This window comes from Agromyces humi (assembly GCF_009720255.1).
In the GTDB taxonomy this organism is placed as follows: Bacteria; Actinomycetota; Actinomycetes; order Actinomycetales; family Microbacteriaceae; genus Agromyces; species Agromyces humi.
Window position 1 is genome coordinate 1 of the sequence record NZ_WJSP02000249.1, and the last position, 5,515, is coordinate 5,515.

Annotated in this window: 3 protein-coding genes and 1 pseudogene; 1 reads left to right on the forward strand and 3 read right to left on the reverse strand. The window is 67.8% G+C overall.

Annotated elements, in window-relative coordinates:
• Positions 1–57: 57 nt before the first annotated feature.
• The 3 genes from GH736_RS16180 to GH736_RS16190 all read right to left on the reverse strand — a co-directional run bounded on the left by GH736_RS16180 (position 58) and on the right by GH736_RS16190 (position 4,758).
• Positions 58–1,827, reverse strand: coding sequence for an FAD-binding dehydrogenase (locus GH736_RS16180; protein ID WP_159605168.1), 1,770 nt, complete (start codon positions 1,825–1,827; stop codon positions 58–60).
• A complete protein-coding gene (locus GH736_RS16185; RefSeq protein WP_159605170.1) occupies positions 1,827–3,449 on the reverse strand; it encodes an ABC transporter permease subunit in 1,623 nt (540 codons plus the stop codon). The genes GH736_RS16180 and GH736_RS16185 overlap by 1 nt, the downstream gene beginning before the upstream one ends.
• 79 nt (positions 3,450–3,528) lie before the next feature.
• On the reverse strand, positions 3,529–4,758 hold the full coding sequence (locus tag GH736_RS16190; RefSeq protein ID WP_159605172.1) for a sugar ABC transporter substrate-binding protein: 1,230 nt from the start codon (positions 4,756–4,758) through the stop codon (positions 3,529–3,531).
• Positions 4,759–5,031: 273 nt separating this feature from the next.
• Here GH736_RS16190 and GH736_RS16195 point away from each other — a divergent pair.
• Positions 5,032–5,394 (forward strand): annotated as a pseudogene (locus GH736_RS16195) (alpha-amylase family glycosyl hydrolase); the annotation flags it as partial.
• Positions 5,395–5,515: the final 121 nt, after the last annotated feature.

Here is a 5,515-nt window from a genome sequence, read left to right on the forward strand (position 1 = left end):
TGGACGGCTGAGGCGACGCCGGCCCGGCGCCGACGCGCCGGACCGCAGCGGCGGTGCTCAGCCCCGGGCGATCGCCCGCCCGGCCGCGCGGCCGGTGAAGAGGCATCCGCCGAGGAAGGTGCCCTCGAGCGCACGGTACCCGTGCACGCCGCCGCCGCCGAACCCCGCGGCCTCGCCGACCGCGTAGAGCCCGGGCACGACCGCGCCGTCGGACGCGAGCGCGCGCGAATCGAGGTCGGTCTGGATGCCGCCGAGGCTCTTCCGCGTGAGCACGTGCAGCTTCACGGCGATGAGCGGGCCGGCCTTCGGGTCGAGGATCCGGTGCGGCGTCGCCACCCGGATGAGCTTGTCGCCCCGGTACTTGCGGGCCCCTCGCACGGCGGTGAGCTGCAGGTCCTTCGAGAACTCGTTCTCGAGCTCGCGGTCGCGCGCCACGATCTCGCGCTCGATGTTGTCGGTGTCGATCGGCACCTCGGGGGAGATCGCCCGCATGCCGTCGAAGAGCTCGGGCAGCGTGTCGGCGACCACGAAGTCGACGCCGTGCTGCTTGAAGGCCTCGACGGGTCCGGGCGCGCCCGACCCGAGCCGGTCGGCGAGGAGCTTCAGGTCCTTGCCGGTGAGGTCGGGATTCTGCTCGCTGCCCGAGAGCGCGAACTCCTTCTCGATGATCTTCTGCGTCAGTACGAACCACGAGTGGGCGTGCCCCGTGGCCACGATGTGCTCCAGCGTGCCCAGGGTGTCGAACCCCGGGAACAGCGGCACCGGAAGCCGCCGGCCCTCGGCATCGAACCACAGTGACGAGGGACCGGGCAGGATGCGGATGCCGTGCTCGGGCCACACCGGATCCCAGTTCGTGATGCCCTCGGTGTAGTGCCACATGCGATCGCCGTTCACGAGTCGGGCGCCCGCGCGTTCGGCGATGGGCAGCATCCGGCCGTCGACATGCGCGGGAACCCCCGAGAGCAGTCGCTCCGGCGCGACGCCCATGCGCTCGGGCCAGAACTCCCGTACCAGGTCGTGATTGCCGCCGATGCCACCGGATGCCACCGCGAACTCGTTGACCGTGAAGATGAACGACAGCAGGGCGACCACCGCGAGGATCGGCGCGGCGAGCCGCAGGATGATCGTGAAGAAGATGCGTGCGTGGCCCGCGCCGTCGATCTTGGCTGCCTCGTCGATCGATGCCGGAATGGTGTTGAAGAAGCCGTACATGAGGAACGTGTTCACGCCGAGCGCGCCACCGAGGTACACCATGATGAGGCCGATGTGCGTGTTCAGGCCGATCGCGGGGAACCAGTCGGAGATCGAGCTCATGAGCAGGAAGATCGCCACGACGGCGAGCATCTGCGGGAACATCTGCACGACGACGATCGAGATGAGCCCGAAGCGACGGCCCGTGAACCGCATCCGCGAGAACGAGTAGGCAGCGAGGCCGCCGAGGAACACGGTGCCGATCGCGGTGATGGACGCCACGAGGAGCGTGTTGGCGAACCACTGCGGATACGGCACCTGCGGGTCGGTGAGGATCCGTGCGTAGCTCTCGAGGCCGAACTGGGAGAACAGCGCGTTCGAGCCGGTGAGCGTGCCCTGCGGATTCAGCGACGACGAGATCACGAAGACGATGGGGAACAGCGCGAACACGACGACCACCAGCCCCACGACATGGCGCCATCCCGTCGCCCCGAACCAGCGGCCGAAGTTGAACGGGCGCTTCGGCGGCACGTACGGGCGCTCATGGCGCCGCGACTCGGCATCGAGGGCGGCGGCGAGGATCTCGGACTCGACGACGGGTGCTTCCACCCAGGAACGGTTGTTCTTGGTGGCCATCAGTTCAGCTCCTCGAGGGTCTTGGTGCGACGGAAGGCGATGATCGCGATCACGGCCACGATGATGAAGATGATGATGGAGTACGCACTCGCCAGGCCGTAGTCACGCGACTGGCCAGTGAAGGCCACCTTGTAGACCATGGTGATCAGCAGGTCGGTGAAGCCCACGGGGATGGGCGCGTTCGAGTCGCGTGGCCCGCCGTCGGTGAGCATGTAGATCACGTTGAAGTTGTTGAAGTTGAACGCGAACGACGCGATGAGCAGCGGCGCCACGGTCACGAGCAGCAGCGGGAGCTTGATGAGCCGGAACACCGCCCACGGCTTGGCGCCGTCGACCGTCGCGGCCTCCTGCAGCTCGTCGGGGATGGACTGCAGCGCACCCATGCACACGAGGAACATGTAGGGGAAGCCGAGCCACAGGTTGACGATGAGCACCGAGACCTTGGCCAGCCATGGGTCGGTGAGCCATGGGATCTCGGCCCCGCCGAGCAGCACCTGGTTGATGAACCCGAAGCTCTCGTTCATCATGCCCGCCCAGATCAGCGCCGAGAGGAACGACGGGATCGCATACGGAAGGATCATCAGCACGCGGTAGACCTTGCGGCCGCGCATGCGCATGTCGTTGAACACGATCGCGAGGAACAGCCCGAGGAAGAACGTCGACGCGACCGAGATGAGCGCGAACGCGAAGGTCCAGAGCGTGACGTAGACGAGCGGCTGCGCGAGGCGCGGGTCGGTCACCGCGCGCACGAAGTTGTCGAAGCCGACGGTGATCTGCCAGCCGGGGAGGAGTTCGTCGCCGTCCTCCGACGTGAACGCGCCGGTCCCGATGTCGGAGTAGACGGTGCCCGTCGTGACATCGGTCATCGTGCCTGCCGCCGCGTCGTACTCGAGGGTCGAGACGTACTGGTAGGCATTCGAGCCATCGGGCGTGCGCAGCGCACCGTCGTTCGGGTCGTCGGAGAAGGGCACGGCGAGCTCGGTGATCTCGTCGGTGCGGGCGAGCACGTCGGCGAAGCTCAGCGACGTCCAGCCGTCGGCGGCGACGGCCTTGCCGCCCTCCATCTCGGCGTCGACGGGCTCGAGCGGCTGGTCGTTGGTGCCGACGAACGCGTCGCCGTCGGGGTCGGTGGCGAGCAGGCCGAGCGTGCCCAGGCGGTCGACCACGGTGATCGGGTACGCGGGCGAGTCCTCGACGCGCTCGAGCGACGAGGCCATCAGGGATGCGACGGCCTGCTCCTTCGAGCCGTTGTGGCCGGTGCCGTAGTTCGTGAACGCGATGTAGCCGGTGTAGACGAGCACGAAGACCTGGAACAGCACGAGGAAGATGACACCCGGCGTGAGGTACTTCGGCGGGAGCTTGCGACGCGAGAAGTAGATCCAGTTGACGGCGATGGCCACGACGGCCACGATCGCCGCGATGAGCCACTGGTCATGCGTCGCGAGCACGAGCACGGCGTACACCGCGATCGCGTCGACGACGCCGAGCAGCACGATCTTCAGCAGGAGCATCTTCACTCCGACGGATGCCGCGTCGGCGATGCTCGCCGCGCGTCGCTGCTTCTTCGTGGGCGGCTGCTGCGGTGTCTCCGCTGCGACCTCGTCGTCGATCGTGGTGCTCATCCTGCGGCTCTTCTCGTCGGAAACGTGAGCGCTCCGGGTCGGATGCCGCAGCGGCATCCGACCCGGAGTCTCTCGGTGCTTACTTGATGGCGGCCTGGACGTCGGACGTGAGCTTCTGCCACGTCGCGACGGGGTCGGCACCGTTGATGATGTCGGCCTCGGCGATGCCCCAGTACTGCCACACGGAACCCATGGCGGGGATGGCGGGCATCGGCACGGCCTCGGCGCCGACCGCGGCGAACCCGGCGACGATCGGGTCCTCCGACGCGGTCTCAGCGGCGGCCGAGAGGGCGGGCAGCACGTTGCCCGCCTCGAAGAGCTCCAGCTGCACGTCCTCGGTGCCGATGTAGTTCACGAGGAAGTCGTTCGCGGCGACCTTGTTCTTCGACTCGGCCGAGACGAAGAAGCCCTTCACGCCGGCGAACGGCGAGGCGACCTCGGCGGTCGGGCTGGGCACGGTGTCGATGGCGACGTTGACGCCGGCGTCGATGGCCGAGCCCACGTTCCACGGGCCGGTCAGCCAGAAGGCGGCCGTGCCGTCGATGAACGCCTGCTTGGCGATGTCACCGTCGATGTCGGTGTTGAAGACGCCGGTGCCGTTCTTGCCCTGGCTGCCGAGCCACGTGGCGAACTGCTCGCCGCCCGAGTTCCCGAGCTGCAGGTCGGTGGGGTCGTAGCCCTCAGCGCCGCTGCCGAACACCGGAGCGCCGAATGCGGTCTGGAACGGGTACAGGTGGTAGGGGTTGCCCTCGGCACCCTGCTCCACCACGAAGGGCTGCGTGAGGCCGGCGGCCTGGCCCTTGGCGATCATGTCGTCGAAGCTCGTGGCCGGCTCGGGGACGAGGTCGGCGTTGCGCAGCACGGCGATGTTCTCGACCGCGTAGGGGAGCATGTACGTGGTGCCCTCGTAGGTCGACGCGTCGATCGCGACGGGGAGGTAGTCACCCGCGGAGTCACCCAGCTCGATGGGAGCCACGACGCCGTTGGTCGAGAGCTCGCCCAGCCAGTCGTGCGCGCCCATGGTGATGTCGGGGCCCTTGCCGGTGGGGACCTGCTGGATGAAGTCGTCCTTGATGTCGGCGTTGTCCTTGCCGACGAGGTCGACCTTGACACCGGTCTTGTCGGTGTAGGCCTCGGCCGCGCCCTTCAGCGCGTCGACGCGCTCGGCGTCGACCCAGACGGTCAGCGTGCCGCTCGACGAGGCGTCGCCCTCGGAACCGCTGTCGCCGGACGAGCAGCTCGCCAGGCCGAGCGTCGCGACGACCGCGACGGCCCCGGCAGCGAGGAGGCTCTTCGTGTTCACCCTCATTGGTGTGCCCTTCTCAGTGTGCGTGGAGTCGGCGCCTTCGCCTGGTGAGGGAGCTGTGTTCCCCGTTCCGTTGCCGGAACCGCGCACCGTGCCCGAAAGGCCGTTCTTCCGTATGAAAGTGCTCGCAATTGTGCAAGCGATTACAGGTATACCTTGCGTAACGGGCATTACCAAACCCGGCATCCCCCATTGATACCGCTTCGTGACCATTCTGTGATGGGGCGATGCTGCAAGCGTTTCCATGATGTATCGAGATGACGTACAGTTTCCGTCATGACTTCCGAGTGGTGGCGCACTGCCGCGATCTACCAGATCTATCCCCGGTCCTTCGCCGACGCCAACGGCGACGGCATGGGCGACCTCGCCGGCATCACCAGCCGGCTCGGCGACCTGCAGGACCTCGGCATCGACGCCATCTGGCTCTCTCCCTTCTACACGTCGCCCCAGCGCGACGCCGGCTACGACGTCGCCGACTACTGCGACGTCGACCCGCGGTTCGGGACGCTCGCCGACTTCGACACGATGCTCGCCGAGGCGCACGCTCGCGGCATCCGCGTCATCATCGACCTCGTGCCCAACCACTCGTCCGACGAGCACGAGTGGTTCCAGGCCGCCCTCGCCGCGCCCGCCGGCAGCAGGTCGAAGAACGGGTGGTAGACCGGCGGCGTGATGATGACGCCGTCGCCGGGCCGCGTGACGCGGCGGAGCACCTCGACGTTGCCGAGGCTCACGTCGGCGGTGCAGGTGACGCGCGCCG